General features: G+C 35.0%; 14 protein-coding genes. 2 read left to right on the top strand and 12 right to left on the bottom strand.

What is annotated here, in order from left to right; all coding sequences use genetic code 11:
• Positions 1-19: 19 nt before the first annotated feature.
• From QMG60_RS17935 to QMG60_RS17885, 11 genes are all read right to left on the bottom strand, one after another.
• Positions 20-1,816, bottom strand: coding sequence for a glycoside hydrolase family 2 TIM barrel-domain containing protein (locus QMG60_RS17935; protein WP_281865895.1), 1,797 nt, complete (start codon positions 1,814-1,816; stop codon positions 20-22).
• A 141-nt stretch (positions 1,817-1,957) separates the two neighbouring features.
• Entirely contained in the window at positions 1,958-4,366 is a 2,409-nt protein-coding gene (locus tag QMG60_RS17930; protein WP_281865894.1) for a glycoside hydrolase family 2 TIM barrel-domain containing protein, read from the bottom strand.
• 72 nt (positions 4,367-4,438) lie between these two features.
• Positions 4,439-5,632 (bottom strand): glycoside hydrolase family 88 protein, encoded by a 1,194-nt coding sequence (locus QMG60_RS17925; RefSeq protein ID WP_281865893.1) that lies wholly within the window; start codon positions 5,630-5,632, stop codon positions 4,439-4,441.
• A gap of 226 nt (positions 5,633-5,858) precedes the next feature.
• Positions 5,859-7,379 (bottom strand): RagB/SusD family nutrient uptake outer membrane protein, encoded by a 1,521-nt coding sequence (locus QMG60_RS17920; RefSeq protein ID WP_281865892.1) that lies wholly within the window; start codon positions 7,377-7,379, stop codon positions 5,859-5,861.
• A gap of 12 nt (positions 7,380-7,391) precedes the next feature.
• The gene (locus QMG60_RS17915; RefSeq protein ID WP_281865891.1) at positions 7,392-10,394 is read right to left on the bottom strand and encodes a TonB-dependent receptor; all 3,003 of its coding nucleotides are present in this window, start codon (positions 10,392-10,394) and stop codon (positions 7,392-7,394) included.
• Between the two features lie 415 nt (positions 10,395-10,809).
• Positions 10,810-14,898: a two-component regulator propeller domain-containing protein gene (locus tag QMG60_RS17910; RefSeq protein WP_281865890.1), complete on the bottom strand. Its 4,089-nt coding sequence runs from the start codon at positions 14,896-14,898 to the stop codon at positions 10,810-10,812.
• Positions 14,899-15,022: 124 nt separating this feature from the next.
• A complete protein-coding gene (locus tag QMG60_RS17905; protein ID WP_281865889.1) occupies positions 15,023-16,651 on the bottom strand; it encodes a DUF4955 domain-containing protein in 1,629 nt (542 codons plus the stop codon).
• 178 nt (positions 16,652-16,829) lie between these two features.
• Complete coding sequence (gene uxuA / locus QMG60_RS17900) at positions 16,830-18,014, bottom strand: mannonate dehydratase (RefSeq protein ID WP_281865888.1); 1,185 nt, start codon at positions 18,012-18,014, stop codon at positions 16,830-16,832.
• A 123-nt stretch (positions 18,015-18,137) separates the two neighbouring features.
• On the bottom strand, positions 18,138-18,950 hold the full coding sequence (locus tag QMG60_RS17895; RefSeq protein WP_281865887.1) for an SDR family oxidoreductase: 813 nt from the start codon (positions 18,948-18,950) through the stop codon (positions 18,138-18,140).
• A 189-nt stretch (positions 18,951-19,139) separates the two neighbouring features.
• Complete coding sequence (locus QMG60_RS17890; RefSeq protein WP_057116146.1) at positions 19,140-19,802, bottom strand: ketohydroxyglutarate aldolase; 663 nt, start codon at positions 19,800-19,802, stop codon at positions 19,140-19,142.
• Positions 19,803-19,805: 3 nt separating this feature from the next.
• The gene (locus tag QMG60_RS17885; protein ID WP_134141985.1) at positions 19,806-20,255 is read right to left on the bottom strand and encodes a YhcH/YjgK/YiaL family protein; all 450 of its coding nucleotides are present in this window, start codon (positions 20,253-20,255) and stop codon (positions 19,806-19,808) included.
• Positions 20,256-20,458: 203 nt separating this feature from the next.
• Between QMG60_RS17885 and QMG60_RS17880 the strand changes: the two genes are divergently transcribed.
• The gene (locus QMG60_RS17880) at positions 20,459-21,496 is read left to right on the top strand and encodes a substrate-binding domain-containing protein (protein WP_348773908.1); all 1,038 of its coding nucleotides are present in this window, start codon (positions 20,459-20,461) and stop codon (positions 21,494-21,496) included.
• 67 nt (positions 21,497-21,563) lie between these two features.
• Here QMG60_RS17880 and QMG60_RS17875 read toward each other — a convergent pair whose 3' ends face one another.
• Positions 21,564-22,733, bottom strand: a complete 1,170-nt coding sequence (locus tag QMG60_RS17875) for a DUF4861 family protein (RefSeq protein ID WP_281865886.1) — start codon at positions 22,731-22,733, stop codon at positions 21,564-21,566.
• 155 nt (positions 22,734-22,888) lie between these two features.
• Here QMG60_RS17875 and QMG60_RS17870 point away from each other — a divergent pair, with 155 nt between their 5' ends.
• The gene (locus QMG60_RS17870; protein ID WP_281865885.1) at positions 22,889-23,353 is read left to right on the top strand and encodes an NUDIX domain-containing protein; all 465 of its coding nucleotides are present in this window, start codon (positions 22,889-22,891) and stop codon (positions 23,351-23,353) included.
• Positions 23,354-23,435: the final 82 nt, after the last annotated feature.

Below are 23,435 nucleotides of genomic sequence, written 5' to 3'. Positions count from 1 at the left end.
GATATGAATAGTTTTTTTCTTATTCGTTTTTCTTTTTGGCGTACCAGTCCTGCATAATGTAAAAAGCTTTCTTTTTATTACCATCGTTTGAAATTAATCCTTTACGATTGTATCCATCCTGAATACCGGGAAGAAGACGTTTTGGAGATCTAAAATCAACTAAAATCCATGGACTTAATCCGCTTAAGTGGGGAATTTTTTCGATCATTTTTAAGTTCTGAATGTATAAATATTCCTGATATTCTTCTGTCCAGCGTTCGTTCTTTTCTCCGTGAAAACCTTGCTTAGCATCTCCTCCAAATTCAGAAACAATAATAGGCTTATTATATTTCGATTTCCATGTTATTTTTTCAGCATCTTCAAGATTACCGCCGTACCAGCCTAAGTACTGATTAAAAGCTACAACATCCAATATTTCTCCAATTGGGTCATCAATTGTTTCTTTTTTAGTTAATAAAGCCGCGCTGATTAATCTCGTATTATCTAGTACTCTTGTATGTGCGGCCAAATTTGTGATAAATGTATTTCTCGCATCTGAGATTGGTGTTTCATTCGCCATTGACCAAATAATAATCGAAGCTCTGTTTTTATCTCTGATGATAGAAGCCGTTAATTGATCTTCAGCATTTTGATAAGTTTCTTTGTTAGTAAATTCTACCGTCCAGTAAACTGGAATTTCTTCCCAAACCATTAATCCCATTTTATCCGCCTCTCTAACCATGTTTTCGTTATGCGGATAATGTGCCAAACGAACATAGTTGCAGCCTAGTTCTTTTGCCCAATTCAATAAACGCAATGCATCTTCTTCAGAATTAGCGCGTCCGCCTTTAGCGTTTTCTTCGTGAATTGAAATTCCTCTTAAAAAGATTGGTTTTCCATTTAATAAAATTTTATCTCCCTGTGTTTCAATTGTTCTAAAACCAATTTTATCATTTAATGTATGTCTGTTAAAATCAATTGTAACATCGTATAATTTCGGATTTTCAGGCGACCAATAAGAGATTTTTTTCACAGGAATTTCAAAGTTTAAAATACCGCCGGCAGCAATTTTTCCTTTGTAATTAATCTTCAATTCAGGAATAGCAATCGAAACCTGATTTTGTGCCGAGTTAAAATTATTGATTTTAATGAATCCAGAAATAATACTGGCATTATTCTTTTTAAGCTGAATCGTATAATCTTCAACAAATGAATTTTCTTCCTCAATTAAAGTTATATCACGAGTAATTCCGCCATAATTCCACCAATCGGTATTTACAGTTGGAACATCTTCTTTATGGCGCGTATTATCCACTTTTATAACCAAATAATTGTCTTTTGGTTTTACAATTGAAGTAACCTCATAATTAAAAGGCGTAAAACCACCAATGTGAGTTCCTAGTTTTTTCCCGTTTAAATAAACATCAGCTTTGTAGTTGATGGCGCCCAAATATAAAAACAGACGTTTATTAGTTGCCAGATTATAATCGAAAGACTTTTTGAACCAAACATTTCCTTCATAATATTTCAGTTCCGTAACCTGCGAATTCCAATCGCTAGGAATAGTAATAGTTGGCGATTTATCAAAATCATATTCTACCAGCTCCTGTTTGTTTTGAGCATGGTAATTAGTGAAAAATGCGCCTTTTGCTGGTTTTTCCTGTTTGTCGTATTGGTCAAGGTGAAAGCTGTAAAATCCCGTTTGATAAGGATCTATAATGTAATTCCAAACGCCGTTTAATGAAGTGATATTTCGGTTTGGAACGTTTGAGATTAAATTTTGTCCAAATCCCAGAAAGGAATAGGTAAGGAGTAATGTGGTTAATAGTCTTTTCATTGTATTATAATTTGTTTTGTAATTGTGTTTTTGCCACGAAGACGCTAAGGCACGAAGTTTTTTTTACTAGTTTTTTTGTCAGGATGACAACTAGACTAAAAAAAACTTAGAATCTTAGTGCCTTAGCATCTCAGAATCTTTTTACTCAACAGAAATCTTTAAATATTCCCCTTTAAAACTCTGATTTAGTGCCGTCATTTCAATCGGATTGCCTGAACCGTCTGGAACAACTTCAATAGAAGCCTTTCCGTTTGCCATTCTTACAGATTCACTTCCCGTTGGCGTTCCTTGATTTTTTAACGTTTTACCGCCTTTCATACATTGAAAATAAACACTCGCTTCATAATCCAGACAGCGTAAATTATTGTTGTCAATTGCAATTGCTGTTACCAGATAATTCCCATTCTTCAATTTTTCTGAAGATAATTGCAAAGAAGAGGCCGTGTCATTTTTATTGAAACGATAATTCACTTTTATAGTATCCGAAACCGTTTTACCATCTTTATTTTTACCAATAGCAATTAGGATATTTTCTCCTTTTTTAAAATTGACATCCCAAGTTAAGCCATTTGCAGGATATAGCGCAAGATTTCTTTGTTTTTCGCCAAGAGATTTTCCGTTATGAAGTAAAGTCACTTTCTCGCAGTTACTAAAAACACTGATCGTTCTCGGAGTATTTTCTGGACCTTGTCTTTCTGTCCACGTATGCGATTCTATGTATGTAAAAGGCTCTTTTGCCCAATAACTTTTAAAAACATAATAAGCATCTTTCGGGTTTCCGTTTCGGTCTGTTAATCCTTTTTGGTTCATATACGGAATATCGTCTTCTGGGCGTAATGGCGTTGCAAAATCCTTAAATGCCCATTGAATATTTCCCACAAACGTTGGATCATTCTCGGATATATGTAAATGCCAGTCAAACAAATCAACTATATAGTTTTCGCTCCAATCGCCAATTTGCGCAATGTTAGCGATTTTAGTCTGTACAATGGCTTCTTCCCATCCTTCAGCTTTTATTACATTTTCGCCTGTAATTGGATTTTCGCTATGACGTCCAACATGACTGTCTCCGCCATATTCAGCGTGAATGAAATGTTTGTATTCTTTTTTGTAAACATCAATTGCTTTTTGGTAGCTTTTATAACTTCCAGAATACCAGCCAGACCAAATCGAAGGTGAAAAAACATCCACAATATGCGATCCTTCGTAATATTTTCTAATCGCCGTTTTTCTAGTTGGATCCAGTTTATGAGCAATCTCGTTTAGTTCATTTAAAAAAACGTTGGTTTTATCTGCATTATCACCGTCAGGAAAGTCTGGAAGCCAATTGATTTCGTTTCCAAGAGACCAGATAATAATGCTGGGATGATTATAGTTTTGAGTAATGATTTCCTCAAGCATGTTTTTGGTAGTCGTTTTCCAGACATCGTTACCAATTCCGCCACGGCACCAAGGCAGTTCATCCCAAACCAAAAGGCCAAGTTCATCACAAGCTTTATATATTTCAGGATCTTGCGGATAATGTGCTAAGCGAACAAAATTAGCACCCATTTCTTTGATTGATTTCATATCGGCCCAATGCTGTTCGTTGCTCATAGCAGCGCCAACTCCGGCTTGCTCTTCATGACGATGTGTACCGCGAATTAGCAAACGTTTTCCGTTAAGGTAAAACGGACCATGATCTTTAAATTCAAACCATCTAAAACCTACTTTTTCAGAAACACTGTCCTTAATTTGATTTTTTTCTGATAAAACAGCACTTAGTTTATATAAATTAGGTTTTTCGGTATCCCAAAGTTCTGGATTTTTGATATTTTCGAAAGTGACTGTCGAAGTTTTATCGGTAACAGGAATTGTTTTACTTGCCACTTTTTTTCCTTTCGGATTTTTGAGTGTTATGGTTAATGATAAATCTTTTGAATTATCTGAATTAACAAAAGTAGAAACGATTTGCACCGAAGCTTTTTTGGCAGAAACTTCAGGAGTTGTAATTTTTATATTTTCGATATGATTTTTGTATTTCGAAACTAGCCACACATCGCGTGTGATTCCACCATAAATAAAGAAATCACTCTTTTGAGACGGGATAATTTCGATGTCGTAACTATTATCAACTCGAACAAAAATATCGTTGTTTCCTTCTTTAATAAAGTTGGTAATGTCAATTGAAAAGCCAATATATCCGCCAATATGCGAACCAGCTTCTTTTCCGTTTACATATACTTTTGTGGTAACATTTGAACCTTCAAAATATAAGGAATAAACACGGTTTTTATCGATTTGCGGAATGTCTAGTTTCTTCTGATACCAGCTGGCATCGCGTCTGTAACCCGGATATAAATCGGTTGCATCTTCGGCGTTCCAAGTATGTGGTAAATTAAGAGAAATCCAGTTTGAAGCTTTTTCGGCTTCGTTGAGGTTTGAAGTATGATTTTCTAAATAAAGCCAGTTGTCATTAATGTTTCTTTTTGTCTGAGCAAAACTGCTCAGACAAATTTGAAACAAAACAAAAAGCGCAAAAATTGAAAAAGTTTTATTCGGTTTATTCATAGTTACAAAGGTTCATAGTTACAAAGGTTCAAAGGTTTTCTGGCTCAAAGATTCAAAGATTCAAAACCTTTGTTACTTTGAACCTTTGAGCCTTTGCACCTTTATTAATGCTTCTAGAAAATAATAATCGGCGTAGATTATTGGTTCGTCAATTTCATCGTGTTTGGGCCAATTTCCTGTACTATGGTCAAAAAGAAAAGGCGCTTTAATTGTGGTGTCTAAAATGTATTTATCGGTTTGTACCGAAGCCATCATTTTATCGGCGAAAGCCACATAAGCATCATTTTTAGTATAATCGTACAGCTCATATAATGCTGACGCCATAACCATTGCTGCAGAAACATCGCGAGCTGCATTTGGAATACTCGGATCTTTAAAATCCCAATACGGAATTCCATCTTCTGGCAGGTTTTTATTTGTCATAAAAAACTTTGCTGTCGCTTCGGCTTGTTTTAAATAGGCAGGATCTTTTGTATATCGGTAGGACATCGTAAATCCGTAAACGGCCCAACCTTGACCGCGCGCCCAAACCGAATCGTCATTGTAACCTTGAAGCGTAGTTTTCTTTCTGACTTCGCCAGTTGTTGGATTATAATCGATAACGTGATAACAAGAGTTATCTGCTCTAAACTGGTTTTTTAAAGTTGTATTAGCATGCTGAATCGCTACATCACGGTATTTATTGTTTCCAGATAACTTTGAAGCTTCAAAAAGCAATTCTAGATTCATCATATTGTCGATAATAACTGGATAATCCCAAATTTCCTTGTTGAAATCCCAAGAACGAATCGAACCCACTTTTGGATTGAACCTTGTACACAAAGTTTCAGCGCCTTTAATAATTACCGCTTCGTACTCTTTCTTGTTTTCCACTTTTAGAGCTTCTCCAAAACTGCAAAACACTTTAAAACCTACGTCATGCGAATTACTGTTGACACTTTCCTTTTTGCTGAAAGGAGTCCATTTTTGAGCTTGTTCTTTATATTTTGAATCGCCTGTAAGTCGGTACAATTGCCAAAGATTTCCAGCAAAAAAACCGCTGGTCCAATCTTTCGATGGCACTTTGCGAATCTCAAGAGTTTTTATATTCATACTTCTAGGCATAGACATCGAATCGACTGGATAATCGAGTAACATTTTGTAACGCGTTTCCAATTTTTGTGTACTTGCTGAGGTTGTTTTTGCTTGAGGATTAATTCCGGGCTTGCACGCTGTTACCAGCGATGCAAACCCAAGAATTAAAGAAATGAAACTGACATTCTTCATATTAAATATTTTGTAATCGTAATTTTTAGACGCGGATTTGACAGATTCGCTATCGCGAAAACGCGGATTTATACGGATTTTATTCTCTCGCAGATTTGGCAGATTTTTTTTTACTTTATCTGCTAAGTCTGCAAGATCTGCGGGAAACCAATTACGCGTGACGTAATAAAAAAAAACCGTTTGATCAGCGTTTTTGAGATAGCAAATCCGTTTCATCTGCGTTTAATTAATACCCAGGATTATTTGGTTTTAGATTCGGATTGATTGCCAATTCAGTTCCAGGCAATGGCCATAAATAATCTCTGTTTGGATCAAAATTTGGATGAGGTTCAAGACCATTCGGACCAAATACTTCAGGACCATTTTTTAGTCTTTTGATGTCATACCATCTGATGTATTCGAATGCTAATTCTAATCTTCTTTCGTCAATAACCATTTTTCTAAAATCTGTCTGAGAAAGCCCCGGAGTTACGTTTGCAGGAAAAGAAACCAGTTTTCCAGCTTTGTTTCTCGCTCTTGCACGAACACGGTTTACATAGCCGTCAGCTTCTGTTGTTCCGGGATTGATTTCGTTTAAAGCTTCAGCAGCCGTTAGTAGAACTTCTGCAAAACGCATTGTAATGTAATTGTGCTGCGAAGTTCTTCCGTTTGCACCAGCTTTTCCTGGGAAACGGAAATATTTTGCAATATGCGGACGAGGCGCTTTCTCATTATCGCTTGAAGGATAAATTTGCAGTGAACCGCCTGGACCAGTTTTCTTTCTGATAATCGTATCAAAACTTACGGCTCTTCTATAATCTCTTTGATCCCAAGTTTGAAATACTTTTAAAGATGGAACGGCAACAGAAAACCCTTGTCCGTAGCTGTAACTGTCATCTTTTAAAGATCCTGTAAAAAATGCTGTATAATCCTGACCGTAATTTCCAGAAGTTAAGTTGTTAAAATCAACTGTAAATAAAGGTTCTTTAAGTGAAGCTGTTTTTGTGGCATTAAACAAATCTTGAAAATCAGCATCTAAACCTAAACCAAATTTGGCTTCGTTTGTAATTACATATTTGGCTTCATCATAGGCTTTTTGGTAATTGCCTAAAGTCAGATAAACAGATGCTAAATAACCGGCTGCTGTACCTTTTCCTGGCACTGCTTTTACTTTTGGTTTATCATCCAGCCATTGTTTTGCAAATTCTAAATCGGCAATTATTTTTGGGTAAACATCTGCTTCTTTGGTTTTACTTAAAGAGTTTACCTGCGCCACATCATTTACAACAAAATCAACATATGGAATATCTCCAAAAAGGCGAACCAAATGATAGTACGTAAAAGCTCTTGCAAAATAAGCCTGAGCCACAATTGCATTTACTTTTGCAGGATCGCCAGGTGTTTTCTTAGCGCCTTCAATAGCTTGATTGGCTGCGGTAATTATTACGTACGACTGCGGCCAAAAGTTTGCAACAAGCGCATTAGTATCATTCATACTCATATCATTTACATCGATACGCGCGGCCTGAGTAGTTCTGTCGCCAATATCTGCCATATCATCGCGAAGCATTAAGGCAATTGTAAATTCTCTTCCCCAATAATTATTGTGGGCAATATTGGCAAAGGCTCCGTTTACAGCGGCTTGTAAATCATCTGTATTGTTAAAAAAATTATCTGGACGAATAATTCCTACTGGTTTTTCTTCCAGATCAGAACAACTGAAGAAAGTCATTGTTCCTAAGCAAAGAAGAGCTATATATTTTTTCATAGTGGTTTTAGATTAAAATTTCACATTAAATCCTGCTGTAAATGTTCTCACGTTCGGATATCCTCCATAATCCAATCCTAAATTGGTATTACTTCTTGAATTGGTGTCGTTTAAGTAATTTGTTTCAGGATCTGAACCAGGATAATCTGTACTTGTCCAAAGGTTTTGTGCACTGATGTAAAAACGAACTTTACTTAATCCCATTTTCGAAACAATTTTTTCATCTAAACTATATCCTAAAGAGATGTTTTTCAAACGAATGTAACTTCCATCATACACAAATCTAGAAGTGATTCTTTTGGTTCTGGCAGCATTTGCAGGAACATTTGTATCTGTATTTGTTGGTGTCCAAGCATCTAAAACCTCAGTTGTAGCATTGTTATTTCCCGAGGCTAATTCCATCAAAGTATAGTTTAAGATTTGATTGCCTTGTGAACCTTGGAAAAAGATATTCAAATCCAGATTTTTATAAGTGAAATCATTGTTGAATCCGAAGATGAAATCTGGGTTTGGATTTCCGATGATTGTTTTGTCCTGAGAATCTAATTTTCCGTCGCCATTGTAATCTCTGAATTTTTCTCCTCCTGCAGCTGTTTCAAAATTTCCTGGCAACACCGCTTCACCTTGCTGAATTACGCCGTCATAAATAAATCCGAAGAAAGAACCAACTGGCTGACCTACTCTCAAAATCTGAGATTCAGTTGCCAAGAAGTGGCCTGGAGCAGAGTTGATTAAAAGATCTTTATTATCAGCTAGTTTTAGTACTTTATTTTTGTTGGATGAAATATTAAAATTCGTTGACCAAGTAAAATCGGCACCAATGAAGTTTTTGGTATTAATTCCTAATTCCCATCCTTTATTTTCTAACTCCCCAACGTTTTGCAGCTGTGAAGCAATTCCTGAAATGCCAGGTAAAGGTCTGTTAAACAATAGATCTTTAGTAATTGTTTTATAATAATCTGCCGTAATACTGATTCGGTTATCAAACAAACCTAAATCAATTCCGTAATCCTGCTGATAAGAAGTTTCCCATTTCAAATTTGGATTATCCAAAGAAGTTAATTGCACCGCATTTACGATTACGTCACCGCTCACGTCATAAATTTCAGAGAATCGCGATAAAGTAGAGTAGGCGCCAATTGAAGGGTTTCCAGTTGCTCCATAACTCGCTCTTAATTTTAGATTTGAGACCGTTTTGCTATCTTTTAGGAAATTCTCTTTTCCTATGTTCCATCCAATTGCACCAGAAGGAAAAGTTCCGTATTTGTAGTTTTTACTAAAGCTTGAAGAACCGTCTCGTCTGGCTGTAAAAGTTAGTAAATACTTATCGTCATAATCAAAATTCAACCTTCCGAAAGCAGAAATCAATTCCGTTTCAGATAAATTAGAATCTGGTTTTAAAAATACAGTTCCAGCGCCTAAATTTCGATACGAATTGGTATTGGTTAAAAATCCTCTTGAAGCAGCATATGAACTTTCATTTTTATTTTTTTGATAGGAATACCCGCCAAGAACCGTCAAAATTCCTTTTTCAATAATTTCACGTTTGAAAGTCAGATAGTTTTCTGTTAGGAAAGAAGAAAATCTGGTGTTGTTTACAGAAGCTTCTCCTTTGATGTTTTTTCCAGCAATTAAAGTAGAAGGAATAAATCTTCCCGTCTGCGAATTATTATCGGTTAAACCTAAAGTGGTTTTAAAATCAAGATCTTTTGTAATCTGATACTGGGCAAAGAAATTGCTTCTGTTTACAATAGAAACTGTTTCCAGAATATTTTCCATTGCCGTAGCGTACGGATTGTCAATATCATCCCCAATTGGAGCTGTTGTGGTGTAAGTTCCGTCAGCATTGTAAATTCCTTTGTCGGGCATAAATCTGTACGCAGCTGCGATTACACCCGCAGCACCAGTTCCTCCAGCTCCTGTCTGGCTGATAATTCCTTCTTTGTTTTGTTTGCTTGTAAAAGTATTTAAACCGACTTTGAATTTTGGAGACAAATCAGCTTCAAGATTTCCTACTATGGTGTATTTATCAATTCCTGAATTAATTACAACTCCATCTTGGTTGAAATACGTTCCAGACACATAATATCTCACATTGTCAGATCCGCCAGAAAATGACAATTGTGTATTCGAAATCATTCCATCTCGGTAAATAACATCCTGCCAGTCTGTATTCGCAGGACCTTGTGTGTGCGTTGTAAAACTTTGTCTGTATGCTGCAAACTGATCAGCATTTAATAAATGTAATTTGTTATTTACTGATTGTATCGAAGTAGAATTACTAAATTCAATAACAGGTTTTCCTGGTTTTCCTTTTTTAGTCGTTACCATGATAACCCCGTTTGAACCTCGAGATCCGTAAATTGCAGTAGCCGAAGCATCTTTTAAAACCTCAATAGAAGCAATATCCTGAGGTGCCGGCATCGAAACTCCTGCAAAACCATCAACTACAATAAGGGCATCACCGCTGGCATTAATCGAAGTTCCGCCACGCACCCTGATTTTTACGGGAGCACCAGGTTCACCACCATTATTAGTCATTACAGAAACACCTGCAGCACGACCTTGCAAAGCTTGTTCTGCATTTAAAAGTGGAAACGCGGTTAATTCTTTTGCTGTTACAGAAGATACAGAACCAGTAATGTCGCTCTTTTTACGCGTTCCATAACCTACTACAATTACTTCGTCAAGGGCTTTTGTATCTGGTTTTAAACTTACGTTGATTACGGTTTTGTTTCCAACTGGAATTTCTACAGTTTGAAATCCGACAAAATTGAAAACTAAAACAGCATTTTTTTCTGAAACGATAACAGTATAATTTCCGTCCATATCTGCAGATGCGCCTACAGATGAATTTTTAATATAGACATTCGCCCCAGGAAGTCCGAGTAAATCTTCGCTCGAAGTAACTTTTCCAGTTACTTTTCTTTCCTGCGCATTCATCATGAAATTTACCAGTAAAAAAGATACCAGTAAACACCATTTAAACGGTTTGTTTTTTTGGTTTGTAAACATTCATTTTTTGGTTTTAAGGTTAATAAGTTAGATAAAGTAGAAAAGCAATAAACTCATTCCGATTATCACAATGACAAAAAGAATTTGCAGTAATAAAAAGTTTGTTTTCTTGATTTTCATATGGCAAATGTAGAAGCCAAAAAAGAAATAGAAATACAAAAAAGGGTATCTAAAAATACAGATACCCTTTTTTAAGCCTTTAAAAATGCGGATTGTTTACGTAAAATGTCAAATGTGAGATGTGAGATGTGAGATGTGAGATGTGAGATGTGAAAAGTGAAAAGTGAAATGTGAGATGTTAGACGTGAGATGTTAGATGTAAAAAGTGGAAAGTAAAAAGTAAAAAGTAAAAGATGTTCACATCTAGCAATTCAAATTTTCACATTCACACATTTCACATCTAACATTTCACACTTTACATCTCACACTTTTTATAAAATTTGTCTGCGTATTGCGACGGCGTTTCTCCGTATTTTTTTTGAAAGCATTTGCTGAAGTATTTCGGATTGTTAAAACCGACTTTATAGCTCACTTCTGAAACATTTAGTTTGTTTTGTTCTAATAATTGAGCGGCGCGTTTTAATCTGATTTCGTGAATAAATTCGTTTGGTGTGCAATTGGTCCAAGCTTTGATTTTTAGAAATAACATGGTACGGCTGACACCCAATTCTGAACAGAAGAAGGGAATATCAAATTGTTCGTTTGAAATGTTTTCTTCTACAATCTTGAATGCTTTTTTCAATAATTCTTCATCCAAAGAAGAAACTGTGATTTCTGATGGAATAAAACTGTCTTCGCTTGAAAATTTGATTTTTAAACGTTCAGTCGTGTTCAGAATGTTTTTAACGCGAAGTCTGAATTCCATTAAATTGAATGGTTTACTGATATAATCATCTGCACCGCTTTCCAATCCTTCAAATTTATAAACCAATGAAGATCTCGAAGTCAATAAAATAACAGGAATATGACTGGTTTTAAGGTTTTCTTTTATTTTCGAACAAAGTTCTGTTCCAACCATTTCTGGCATAATAACATCACTGATAATCAAATTTGGAACAAATTTTAGTGCTTTTTCAAAAGCAATTTTTCCGTTTTCAGCCTCAATTATATTATAATCTTTTTTGAGCAGGTTTTTCATGAACTTTCTCAAAACCTTGTGATCTTCAACAATTAAAATCGTTTGTTTTTCGTCGTTTACAATTAAATCTTCGATGTCTTCGTTTTCAATTACTTCCGATGGTTCTAATTGTGCTGTATATTGTGCAATATCATCACTGATTTTAAAATCGGGAATAATTTCGTTGTCTAAAAGGTGGTTTCGCCCAAGCGGAAGTGTAACCTTAAAAATCACACCGCCAGTTGGTTTGTTCTTTACATCAATATTTCCTTTGTGCAGTTTTACAATGTTTTTTACAATCGAAAGTCCAATTCCAGTTCCTTTATTGTAGTTTTTTTGAACTTGATTGTGCATCGGAATTTCAAAAAACAAATCAAAAATTTTATCGATGTGTTCTTCCGAAATACCAACTCCAGAATCTTCAACAGCAATAAAAAGATTTTCTTGGTCGTGATTTATTTTAATGTTGATTGAACCGCCTTTTGGTGTGTATCGAAACGCATTCGAAATCAAATTATAAAAAACACGTTCGAGTTTGTATCGGTCAAAATAAACCAGAATTTCTTCATCATCAGTTTCAAAAGTATACTCATAACCGCCGTCTTTGGCATATTCTATAAACGATAAAAAGATTTCTTTGGTGAATTTTACAATGTTCCCGTTTGCAGATTCCAGCGTTGCTTGATCGTTTTCGAGTTTTCTAAAATCCATTAGTCGGTTAATTAAACTCAGCAAATGATTGGCGCTTCCTTCAATTACTAAAAGCTTTTTATACATTTCGTTCGTTCCGTTATAGTCAGCCAGAATTTGCTGTAACGGACCTAAAATCAATGTTAAAGGTGTTCTGAATTCATGCGAGATATTGGTAAAGAAATCCAGTTTTGCACGGTTGTTTTCTTCCACACGTTTGCTTTCCAAATATTCCAATTCGAGTTTTTGTTTCAATCTGGCTTTCGATTTCATAATCCAGATCAAACCGTATAATCCTAACCCAATTATGATTCCGTACAACAAAAATGCCCAAATACTGCGCCAAGGAGCCGGATTTACAATTACGGTAAGTGTCGTTGGAGTTTTGTTCCAAATGCCGTCGTTATTGGCACCACGGACTTCAAAAGTGTAAGTTCCTGGATTCTGAATAGCAAAATTGGCTTCTGAATTTTTTGTAGTGGTCCAGTTGTTTTCCAAACCCGTTAAGCGGTAGCTGTATTGATTGTTTTTGGATCGAATGTAATTTGGAATTGCAAAGTTTATAGAGAAATTGGCTTTGTCATAATCTAATGTAATAGTCTTCGTAAAACCAATGCTTTTCTCTAAAATTTCAGCTGAATCGCCTGGATTTATAGTTTTATTTTTAATTTTCAAATCAGTAATTAAAACCTGAGGTGCATATTGATTTAAGGAAATTTTGGATGCATCAAAATAAGTCGCGCCAGACGGACTTCCGAAATAAAATTGATTTGAACTTAATTTTAAAGCCGAATTGTCATTGAATTCATTACTTGCTAATCCATCTTTTTGATCGTAAATGACAATGTTTTTTTGATTTGTATTGTATTTGATAATTCCCTGATTGGTGCTGATCCATAGGTTTTTATCATCATCTTCTAAAATAGAATGTATAGAAGTTATTATAGTATTTCCAATTCTGAGATTGATTTGGTTGAATTTTTTTCCATCAAAATAGTGAAGTCCTTTTGCTTTTGTTCCAACCCAGATTTTGTTTTGAGAATCCTGAAACAAAGTCAAAATATCATCGCCTGATAAAGAGGAATGATCGTAAAAGAAATGCTGAATTGCATATTGCTTCGGATTAAAATTTCGTAACGGGATGCGGTTCAGTCCGTTTTGAGTTCCAACCCAAAGAAAATTATGTTTGTCGACTAAAATAGTTCGGATAATATTATTGGTCAGAAAAACAGATTTTGTATTGTCGTTTCCAATTAGCTGGAAAGTTTTATCTGTTGTATTATAGCGAATTAATCCCTTTCCAAAAGTTCCAATCCATAAAATACTGCCTTCTGTTTTAAGAGAATATACGCCGGTTTCTTTCAGTAAATCCGTTAAATCAGAAGCAATTCGATTGTCTTCAATTCTTTTCGTAATCGTATTGTAGGGAGATAATCCTTTAGAAAAAGTACCAATCCATAAAATACGATCGTCAGAAAGACACATCGATTTAATGTCATTTTTATTGCTTTGACCAGTTTTACTGTTGATGTAACTTGTGGTTTCTGTACTTTTATTATAAATCGTAATGCCGCCGCCTTCTGTTCCAAAATAAATGTTCTGGTTTTTATCTGCAATAATCGAACTCACAACATCAAAACTCATCGGGATCTTTTTCGAATTCTGATTGTAGTTAGAGAAATTGACATTGGAAACGTCCCATAGATTCACGCCTTTATAATAACAGCCAATCCAAATAGAACCTTTTTTGTCTTTAAAAAGTGACTTTACTTTGTCGATTCCGTTACTGTTATTGCTGTTGTTTATTTTCTGCAGACTTTTATCCAAACCTAAAATATAGATTCCGTCATAAGCTCCAATCCATAAAGAACCTTGATTGTCAATTACTAAAGATCGAATGTCTGTATTAATTTCTCTGAACTTTTCATTGTCCAAAAAAGAAACATAAGATTTCTGTTTTTGATCGAATTTTAAAAGACCTTTATTTTTTGTTCCAACCCATAAATTACCATTTTTATCTTCTATAACCGACTGCACATTCAATAAATCAAAATTATTCAGCGGATAATTTTTAAATTGAAATTTACCATTTATTCGATTTACTAATTGGCATAAACCTTTTGTGGTTCCAATCCAAATTTCGCCTTTTTTGGTTTTTAGAATGCTTAAAATATTATTGCTCGGAAGGGTAGAAACATCATCGTCTGAATGGAAAACCGAAGTAAACAATCCAGATTTTTTATTGTAAATCGTTAATCCTTTTGAAGTTCCAAACCACATTTCGTCGCCAATTTCCTTAATGCTCCAAACGGCGTTATTACTTATCGTGTGATTGGCTTTGGTATGCAGATATCTTGTAAATTTATTCAAAACAGGATTATAACAGTTCAAGCCATTGTAAGTTCCCACCCAAATTTTACCAGAGTTATCTTCTTCAATTGCCAAGATATCATTGTTACTTATGGAAGATTTATCCTGGGCATCATTTCTAAAAATAGTAAATCGGCTGCCATCGTATTTATTCAGTCCGTCACGCGTACCAAACCACATCTGCCCAAATTTATCCTGATGAATGGCAATGACAGAACTCTGCGAAAGGCCGTCGGTCGTAGAGATGTTTTTAAGGCGGTATTTATTTTGGGAAAACAAATTTCCGCTGATAAATACGATAAACAAAAGAGCTATTTTGAATTTCATAGCGCGTAGTTTTATATTGTGAATTGAATTCTCGCAAAGTCGCAGAGTCGCAAATTTTTCTTTTTTAAGTTTTTTTAAATTTTCTCTTTGCGTCTTAGCGACTTTGCGAGATTAAATAAGAACTTTACTTCAATCGCTTTTTTAATTGATAATCGTACAAAGACGGAATTTTTTCTATTTCCGTATTCAAAAACTCAATATAAGGATCAACATCGTATTTGATTTCAAATTTAGTATTTCCATGAACGCCAATGATTCTGGCGAAAGCACCGTCTTTCATTCCGTACAATAAAACAGGTTTAGTCTGATCTGGGTTTGAAACCTGAACATTTAAGTTCCAAAAAGTACTGAAAGGTCCGTGCGAAGGTTTCCAGTAATCCGCTCCGCCGCCGCCAAATAGGTAATAGCTGTTATTTTTATCAGCAGTAATATGAACCGTAATATTATCAAACAAATTTTGATGATTTGCTCCTGAATGCTGGTCTAAAAGAGCGTCTTCAAAAATCTCACAATTTTGATACACATTTTTAGTAGAAAAAGTATTGAAGCTCAACGGGTGAACTGCTTTATTGTAGATTTTTAAGTTCTTGACTAAAACATTATGAACGCCTCCTAAAGTTACGGTATAATGCGATAAATGAGGACCATCGGTAATGATATCCTGAACGGTTACATTAGAAACTTCTTCGGCTAGAATACCGCTGTCAGCATTGGTAATTTTGACGTCTTTTACCCAGCTGTTAAAAAGGCGCGTTAAGAAAATTGCATTATTTCCCGGTTCAACGTGATGCGCGACTCTCGGAATATCCGGAAAAGTAAAACGTAAATTTTCAATTCCCACTTCATTTAAATGTTTCCATTCGACGAGTTGTGCATGGTAACTTGGCTTTATCGAAATGGTTAAAGGTGTTTTTAAAGTAATTTTAGAGGAAGATATTTTAATGATTTCAACTTGCTGTCTTACAATTGGAAGTTTTGGAAATTTCCAATGATGCGAACCAGGCTTGACTTTTGCCCCTTGATATAAATCTTTAATAATTTCGCCGTTTTCCCCATCTTTATTGAACAACTGTAATTCGACTATATCGCCGACTTTTAAATTTTTCACTTCGGAAATATTAATGACAAATTCACCCATTTTTCCAGAACTGACTTTCGCTAAAATGTTAGGTTCGGGTTCATATTTATCCAAATAAGATTTCACACGTTCATTGGGAATCTGTGTCCAGATAAAGCCTCCCGACCATGCATATTGCGAAAAAGGCAAGTCAATATTATTTTCGGGTTCGCGTTGTCTTTTATCAAAAGAGGTTAGGTATTCTCTAAGTTCCGCAAGAGATTCAGGATCTTTAAGATACATCATTGGTCTTGGGCAGTAGATTTCAGTTCCGTTTTCACCAGAACCTGCACCGCGAAGTACAAAATTGCTTCTTTCGATGTAGAGAATATCGCTTAGAATAATTCGGCCTGCGGGTAATTGTAAAATTACATTTCCATCGACTGCGTTTGCTGCTTTTAAAGCTTTGAGTAATGCTTTTGAGTCGTCTAGATTGTCATTTACTTTTACGCCAAAATCAGCGGCGTTAATAATTTTTCCTTCGGTTTCTGGAAGTTTGCTTTCTCCAAAATTATAACCTGCATAGCTAAAATCAGGAAGATAATTGACTTTTGAAGTAATAATTTTTGGTAATTCCTGCGCCATTGTAATATTTACAACAAGGCTGCAAAAGATAGTTATGGCTGGACGAATCATGGTTTTTTGTGGTTGTGGTTAGTTAGTTTTTTTTGCCACGAAGGCGCTATGGCACAAAGTTTTGTATTTTTATATTTCACGCTCCCGATAGCTATCGGGAGCGTGAAATAAATCTTCGCGACTTTGCGATAAAGCTTTAAAAAAAACTTTGCGCCTTCGCGTCTTCGTGGCAAGAAAATTATAAAGATCGCTTAATCCCCAATTCAAGTCCTCGCAATTCTGCCAAGCCTCTTAAACGGCCAATCGCAGAATAACCCGGATTTGTTTTTTTCTTTAAATCGTCCAGCATTTGGTGACCGTGATCTGGACGCATTGGTAACTTGCTGTTATTTCTTTTTTCGACTTCTAAAATTGCTTTTACTACTTCGTACATATCAACATCACCTTCAAGATGATTGGCTTCGTAGAAACTTCCTTCCTCATCTCTCTGCGTGCTTCTTAAATGGATAAAATTCATTTTATCGCCGTGACGTCTTACAATTCCGGGTAAATCATTATCGGCTCTAACGCCATAAGAACCTGTACACATTGTAAATCCGTTTGATGGAGACGGCGCTGCATTCATTAATTCCACCAAATCTTCTTCCGTACTTACCACTCTAGGCAAACCTAAAATAGGGTAGGGAGGATCGTCAGGGTGAATGGCCATTAAGACACCTTTACTTTCGGCAACGGGGATAATCTGCTGTAAAAAGTAGAATAAATTGTTTTTTAAAGCCCGTCTGTCAATATGATTATAAGCACTTAAAGTAACTAAGAAATCTTCAACCGTATAAGCTTCTTCGGCACCTGGAAGTCCAGCTAGAATATTACGTTGTAATTTTACTTTATCTTCATCTGTCATGGCTTCAAAATAACTTTTTGCTTTTTGAATTTGAGTTTCAGAATATTCTTTTTCTGCGCCTGGTCTTTTTAAAATGAACAATTCAAAAGCCGCAAAAGCATTAATGTCAAAACGAAGTGCTTTAGAACCGTCTTCAACCGTATAAGATAAATCGGTTCTTGACCAGTCTAAAACGGGCATGAAATTATAACAGACACATTTGATACCGCATAAAGCCAGATTTCGAATGCTTTCTTTATAATTTTCAATGTATTGAAGGTAATTACCAGTTTGCTTTTTAATGTCTTCGTGAACCGGAATACTCTCGACAACCGACCAAGTTAAACCAGAAGCCCCTTTTTTAGGATCGCCGTTTTCGTGTTCGATTTCGACTTTTCGTTTAATGATTTCGTCGATGCTCCAAACTTCTCCGTTTGGAATATGGTGTAATGCGGTTACAATTCCAGTTGCTCCCGTTTGTGCAATATCTTGTAAAGAAACAGGGTCATTTGGTCCGAACCATCTTAATGTTTGTTCCATGTTTTATTTGTTTTTGGTTTGATTCCTGAAAGGTTTCCAAAACCTTGTAGGTTTAAATTATCATCTATATAAATAAAAAACATACCTACAAGGTTTTAGAAACCCTGCAGGACGTGAGAAATCTTAAATGCTTGTTGCAGCAAAACCTCCGTCGACTTTTAAGATTGTTCCAGTTACGAATTTTGACATATCGCTGCATAAAAACAAAAGCGCACCGTCAATATCTTCTGGAGTTCCAAATCTTCCCATTGGTGTATGATCGATGATTTTTTCGCCTCTTGGCGTTAGTTTTCCTTCTGGAGTTAATAATAAAGCGCGGTTTTGTTCTCCAATAAAAAATCCAGGAGAAATAGCGTTTACACGAATTCCTTCGCCATATTTTTGAGCCAGTTCAACTGCCATCCATTGTGTGAAGTTATCAATTGCCGCTTTTGATGCCGAATAACCTACAACTCTAGTTAAAGGTCTTTGTGCCGATGCTGACGAAATATTAATAATATTTCCTGATTTCTGTTTAGCAAAAAGCTCCGCAAAAACCTGAGATGGAAGCATAGTTCCAATAATATTCAAATCGACAACCTTTTGCAAATCATCTGTTTTCATATCATAAACAGCTTGGTCGGGCTGAATTGTCGCACCCGGCATATTTCCTCCTGCAGCGTTAATTAAAATATCCAGACGACCGTATTTTTCTACGATAAAATCTTTTGCCTTTTCTAATTCTTCTTTGTTTAAAACATTCGCCTGAATGGCAAATGCCTGGCCGCCGTTTGTTTCTATGTTTTGTACCGTTTTCTCCGCTTTTTCCAGCGATTGAGAAACGATTCCAACAACAACACCTTGTTTAGCCAGAACGTTTGCAAAGTTGCTTCCTAATACTCCAGCACCACCTGTGATAAGTGCAATTTTACCTTTTAGATTGAATATTGAATCCATTATTTAGTTATTTAAAAAATCAATAATTTAAATTCCAAATTTCAATTTGAAAGATAAAGTATGATAAATATTTAGTTTAATTTTTAAGTTTATCTGATTCCGCTTTGAGGTTGGAATTTAGAATTTGGAATTTGGTATTTTAAAAATTGGAATTTAGAATTTGGTATTTCAAAAATTGGAATTTTAAATTTAACCTCTTATTGCTCCAATCAGTTCTAATACTCTTTTAGTCTCATTTTCGATTGTATCGTAAGCTTCGTATTCCATAACATTTTTACTGATTAATTTACTTCCCATTCCCACAGCAGAAACACCAGCATTAAACCAAGTTTCAATACTTTGACGAGTAGTGTCAACGCCTCCAGTCGGCATAAAAATTAAGTTTGGAAAAACATCTTTGATAGCACTCATAAAGTCTGGCCCTAAAATATTTCCAGGGAAAAGTTTGATGAATTGAACTCCGGCATTTTCAGCAGCAATAATTTCAGTTGGAGTCATGCAGCCAGGCGCGTATAAAACCTCTTTACCAATTAAAAATGAAGCTACTTCAGGAACAAAACCCGGACTTATAAAAAAATCAGCTCCAGCCAAGAAATAAGTTTCTGCCTGTTCTAAGTTTTTAATAGTACCAATTCCTAAAAGCATTCCAGGCATTTCGGCGTTTCTAATTTCAATTAATTTCTTAAAATTAGAAAGAGCTTCAGGGCCTCTGCTGGTATATTCCACGGCTCTAACTCCCACGTTGTAAAGTGTTTTTAAAACAGCAATACTTTTATTTTCGTCAGCATTAAAATATAAAGGAAGCATTCCTTGTTTTAGAATCACATCAATAGAATTCTGAATAGTACTCATGGCTTATATTTTTACTTTAATTACAATTTTTTTCAATTCACCTTCGCCAATCATCGCTGTGTGTACATCTTCAGGAAATAATATGGCAAATTGTTTTTCCTGCAATTGAAAGAAAGTGTCTGGGGCATCATGAAAAAATCGAACATCTCTTTCGTCGCTGTAATCGCCATTTGGATTTACACATTTCTCTCTCGGTTTCCAGGCAAAAGTTTCTGGTCCTTTTATTGAAATCTGAATGTCTATGTTTTTGTCGTGGCATTCAAAACCTTTAACGGCTTCTTCTTTTGTATTTCCTTGTCCGACAATTACAATTAGTTTTAAGCCTTCGCCAATTTCAAAAGCGCCCTCTTCCAGATTGGCAATATCATTTTGATTTACATAATCGAATGCTTTTTTAAAATTGGGATGCAGACCGTAATATTTTGCTGCGTTGTGTAGTGAATCTACTATCATTTGGTTAGATATTATTTAGTTTTTTAATCGTGTATTTTAGTTGATTAACAGAAAAAATAATTGTTTTTTTAATGTTATGTGTATATTTGCGTGTGCGTACACGGTATTTTACAAATGTATGTAAAATGAAGTGTAAAACAACTTATTTTTAATAAAATAAATTAAATTTACTGCACTGCTTTTATTTTTTTAACTTAAAAAGAATCAATATCATAACAATTAAGAAAATTGCCGAATTAGCTAATGTTTCGCCGGGAACAGTCGATAGAATTATACATAAGCGCGGACAAGTGGCGCAGGAAACTGTGGATAAGGTTAATGCTATAATTGAGGAATTTGGTTATAAAAGAAATATACTGGCAAGTAATCTCGCTTTAAATAAAAAATTTCATTTTGCAGTTTTTCTTCCAAAGTCTGAAACATTGGAATATTGGAAAAGTCAGGTTGACGGAATTGAAAAAGCAGCCTTGGAGTTTAGCAAATTCGGAATTGTATTGGATTATTTTTTCTACGATTACAATCTGATCTCATTTCAAGAAACTGTTCAAAAAGTTATGCAGTTTGATTGTGACGGTTTATTATTTGCGCCTATATTTTATGAAGATTCTGTTCAGTTTTTAAAAGAATATCAAAAGAAGAATATTCCAGTTGTAATGATTGATTCTAATATTTCTGAAGGAAATGAACATGCGTACGTAGGGCAAGATGCCTTTCAGAGCGGTTATTTAGCGGGAAGATTGATCAGTTTTGCAGTGAAGAATGAGAGACAAGTTTTGATTTTTAAAATTACGAGAGAAATTGAAAGTACTTCGGTATACTTACAGCGCATCGATGGCTTTTATTCTTATTTTAAAGATCATAACGAACTGACGAATTTTAAATTTTCAGAAGTCACTTTAAAAGATTCCAAAATAGATCAGTTGAATTTGGAAATGTTTTCTGGCGTAAGCAGCATTTTTGTGCCAAATTCCAGAGCGTATATTGTCGCTGGATTTTTAGAAAAAAATAATATAAAAGGTGTCCGCATTATTGGTTTTGATTTGTTGAAAGAAAATATCGAATATTTAAATAAAGGAATAATCGATTTTTTAATCAATCAAAGACCAGAAGACCAAGGTTATATGGGGATTAATTATTTGTATAAGAAATTGGTTCTACAAGAAGATGTTGAACGTACACATTATATTCCGTTAGAAATTATTTTGAAAGAGAATTATTTTCCTGTTAGAAAATCAATTTAAACTATTGATAAATTTTAAACCTGACAGGTTTTAAAAACCGGTCAGGTTTCTCAAAGTGATGAAATCTTTACTTCTTAACCTTCACCACCAAAGGATTATTAATCTTCTCAGCAAAAGCACTCAAATAAGTTTCCCATTCTTGTTTAGTTTGAAACGGACTTCCTTTTTTCCATCCAAAACCAGCATAATAAATTGCTTTATTATTTTTTACAGAGATATTTCCATATAGATTGCTTAAATCTTTTTCATCGGTAACATGATTATCAAAGCTAATTAAAGAACCTTTTGGCGCTACTAAACCCATTCCAATTTCAGAATCATCAATAGGCTCCCAGTAACTTAGCCAGCCTTTTTCTAAATTTGTTCCTGTAGTTCCTTTTTTATCATGAAGTGTCAAACCAGCAGCAATAGTTTTAGTTCCAGTAACATTGATTTCGAAGCGAGAAAGCTGGCTTCCATAATCCAAACTGATCAATTTAGATTCGGTTATTCTATTGCCTTTCGCATCCCAATCAGCATAGGTCAAAATAAAGCTCGTTCGGATCGCACCATTCGTAATTGTTTTCCAGCTGATGAAATTTTTAGAAAAATAATATTTACCATCCACATTTACAGCAATTCCGCCAATACCTCGGCTTGGACCCACCTGAAAATTATCAAGTCCTTCTCCAGTATCTTTATGATACGTTCCAGTTCCGTTTGTGGTTTTTTCATACCATTTATTAATAATTGGATATTCCACTCTTTTTAGCCAGGCATCGATTCCGCTGGTTAATGTTCCGCCTGGAATATTTTCTTCCACCATTTTTTGAGCCACAGGACCGTAAGTTCTAAAAGCGACTTTGTTGTTTTCCCAAGCGTAATCATCTGTTCTTTCTGGAACAAATCGTGAATAACAGCTAATGACTTTGGACGCAGAAGGATTTGTGCCGACTAAAACCTCAAAATCTTGCTTTGAAGAAGCTTTTATTTTGGGCTGAAACAAAAGAACATCCATAATTCCGTCGCCGTCATTGTCTACAGTCTGGGTTTCTAGAAATGAATTGCTGCTGATTTCTTTTACAGCATAATTTTCAAGTTTAGCATCTGCTTTTAATCCCAGCGTTTTTTTAGTTAATTCAACTGTTTCAAATTCTCGGTTTACAGGCAAATTATTGATAATTGTAATTGTTTTGTTTTGAGATTGAACTGTAAAGTTCGCTGCCAGAATTGCGGTAAGTAAAAGATATTTTTTCATTTTGTATGCTGCTTTTTTATTTCATAAAAATACAAATCAAAAAGCAAACAGAAATACACTATTGGAGTAAATATGTACAAATTATTGATAGTGAGAGTAAGTCACAAGAAAGTTAATAATTTAAACTTATCTTTAAATATTAAAATCAAGATAAAATGAAACAAAGCGCCGGCATATTAGCCTATAAATTCATTGATAAAACAGTATTCTTCTTTCTAGTTCATCCAGGCGGACCATTTTGGAAAAACAAAGATTTAGAATCTTGGTCGATTCCCAAAGGAGAGTTTACAGATGACGAAGATCCGCTGGAGGCTGCCATACGAGAATTTAAAGAAGAAACTGGTTTTGAGGTTGATGGAGATTTCATAAAACTAGAATATGTAAAATTGAAATCTGGTAAAGTTGTTCATGCTTGGGCGGTTGAATTTGAACTCGACGAAACGTTGCTAAAAATCAATGATTTTGAAATGGAATGGCCTCCAAAATCTGGAAAACTAGCAAATTTCCCTGAAGTCGACAGAGGAGAATGGTTTCAAACGCACGATGCCTTAAAAAAAATAAATCCTGCTCAAGCTGATTTTATCGTTCAAATGATTTCTAAAATTTCGGCTTCACTTTAATTTCTTTGTTTTCTTAATGAGATAATTTTTGTAATTTACATTCTTATCATCTGAATGATGTATTAGATTTATTAAAAGCAAA

The sequence above is a fragment of the Flavobacterium sp. GSB-24 genome, assembly GCF_027924665.1.
Classification (GTDB): domain Bacteria; phylum Bacteroidota; class Bacteroidia; order Flavobacteriales; family Flavobacteriaceae; genus Flavobacterium.
The sequence above is the reverse complement of the archived record's forward strand: the minus strand, read 5'-3'. Positions and strand labels throughout refer to the sequence as shown.

Excerpts from the sequence above, each read along its gene's own strand:
- QMG60_RS17935 (WP_281865895.1), bottom strand. The coding sequence starts at position 1,816 with ATGAAAAGACTATTAACCACATTACTCCTTACCTATTCCTTTCTGGGA.
- QMG60_RS17930 (WP_281865894.1), bottom strand. The coding sequence starts at position 4,366 with ATGAATAAACCGAATAAAACTTTTTCAATTTTTGCGCTTTTTGTTTTG.
- QMG60_RS17925 (WP_281865893.1), bottom strand. The coding sequence starts at position 5,632 with ATGAAGAATGTCAGTTTCATTTCTTTAATTCTTGGGTTTGCATCGCTG.
- QMG60_RS17920 (WP_281865892.1), bottom strand. The coding sequence starts at position 7,379 with ATGAAAAAATATATAGCTCTTCTTTGCTTAGGAACAATGACTTTCTTC.
- QMG60_RS17915 (WP_281865891.1), bottom strand. The coding sequence starts at position 10,394 with ATGTTTACAAACCAAAAAAACAAACCGTTTAAATGGTGTTTACTGGTA.
- QMG60_RS17910 (WP_281865890.1), bottom strand. The coding sequence starts at position 14,898 with ATGAAATTCAAAATAGCTCTTTTGTTTATCGTATTTATCAGCGGAAAT.
- QMG60_RS17905 (WP_281865889.1), bottom strand. The coding sequence starts at position 16,651 with ATGATTCGTCCAGCCATAACTATCTTTTGCAGCCTTGTTGTAAATATT.
- uxuA (WP_281865888.1), bottom strand. The coding sequence starts at position 18,014 with ATGGAACAAACATTAAGATGGTTCGGACCAAATGACCCTGTTTCTTTA.
- QMG60_RS17895 (WP_281865887.1), bottom strand. The coding sequence starts at position 18,950 with ATGGATTCAATATTCAATCTAAAAGGTAAAATTGCACTTATCACAGGT.
- QMG60_RS17890 (WP_057116146.1), bottom strand. The coding sequence starts at position 19,802 with ATGAGTACTATTCAGAATTCTATTGATGTGATTCTAAAACAAGGAATG.
- QMG60_RS17885 (WP_134141985.1), bottom strand. The coding sequence starts at position 20,255 with ATGATAGTAGATTCACTACACAACGCAGCAAAATATTACGGTCTGCAT.
- QMG60_RS17875 (WP_281865886.1), bottom strand. The coding sequence starts at position 22,733 with ATGAAAAAATATCTTTTACTTACCGCAATTCTGGCAGCGAACTTTACA.
- QMG60_RS17870 (WP_281865885.1), top strand. The coding sequence starts at position 22,889 with ATGAAACAAAGCGCCGGCATATTAGCCTATAAATTCATTGATAAAACA.